A 1,433-nucleotide genomic window follows, 5' to 3' on the forward strand; every position below is an offset into this window, starting at 1 on the left:
GTCGACTTCCAGACCCCGGCGAACGACGTTTACAACAACGGCTCGACTGTCAGCGTCACCATCGAGAACGCCACTGGTGGCAACTTCGAGCAACTGACGCCGAACCCGACCCCGGCTCAGACCACGATCAACGACTCGGTCGATAACACCACTGCGACCCTGACGGCGAGCCCGTCGGTGACCGAAGGCGGCGTGATCACTTACACCGTGACCCTGAGCAACCCTGCCCAGACCCCGGTAACCGTGACCCTGTCCAACGGCCAGACCATTACCGTTGAGGCCGGCAAGACCCAGGGCAGTGTCGACTTCCAGACTCCGGCGAACGACGTCTACAACAACGGTTCGACCGTTAGCGTCACCATCGAAAATACCACTGGTGGCAACTTCGAGCAGTTGACCCCGAATCCGACCCCGGCTCAAACCGCGATCAACGACTCGGTCGATAACACCACCGCGACCCTGACCGCTTCGCCAAGCGTCACCGAAGGCGGCGTGATCACCTATACCGTGACCCTGAGCAACCCTGCCCAGACCCCGGTAACCGTGACCCTGTCCAATGGCCAGACCATTACCGTTGAGGCCGGAAAAACCCAGGGTAGCGTTGATTTCCAGACTCCGGCGAACGACGTTTACAACAACGGTTCGACCGTTAGCGTCACCATCGAAAACGCCACTGGTGGCAACTTCGAACAACTGACGCCCAACCCGACCCCGGCTCAGACCGCGATCAACGATTCGGTCGATAACACGACCGCGACCCTGACGGCTTCGCCAAGCGTCACTGAAGGCGGCGTGATCACCTACACCGTGACCCTGAGCAACCCGGCTCAGACGCCAGTGACCGTGACCCTGTCCAACGGCCAGACCATTACCGTTGAGGCCGGCAAGACCCAGGGCAGTGTCGACTTCCAGACCCCGGCGAACGATGTCTACAGCAACGGTTCGACCGTTAGTGTGTCTATCGAGAACGCCACTGGCGGCAACTTCGAGCAGTTGACCCCGAATCCGACTCCAGCTTCGACTGTCATCAATGACAGCATCGATACCGTCACCGTTAGCATCGTCAGCAATGGCAATGTGACCGAAGACCAGCAGCCTTCCTTCACTGTGAAAGTAAGCCAGGCGCTGGACCGTCCGTTGACCGTAACACTGTCGAACGGCGACACCGTGACCATCGAAGCGGGTAAAACCGAAGTCGAGTACAAGACCTCGGTCCAGGGTGATGACGTCTACAACGACGCAGGTTCCATCACCCTCGGCGTCACCGGCGCAACAGTTGCGGGTGCCACCTTCGAGAACCTGGCCTTGGGTGGCCCGGCTACTGTTGAAATTTCGGACACCATCAGTGAAGTGGTAGCCAAGCTGACTGCGACCCCTTCGGTCACCGAAGGCGGCGAAATCACCTACACCATCACGCTGACCAACAAAGACGG

General features: G+C 59.5%; 1 protein-coding gene. It reads left to right on the top strand.

From position 1 onward, the window contains the following. A partial coding sequence (locus tag N436_RS28335; RefSeq protein ID WP_371923315.1) for an immunoglobulin-like domain-containing protein occupies positions 1-1,433 on the top strand: 1,433 nt, incomplete at both ends.

It is taken from the genome of Pseudomonas sp. RV120224-01b (assembly GCF_003208145.1).
Lineage (GTDB): Bacteria > Pseudomonadota > Gammaproteobacteria > Pseudomonadales > Pseudomonadaceae > Aquipseudomonas > Aquipseudomonas monteilii.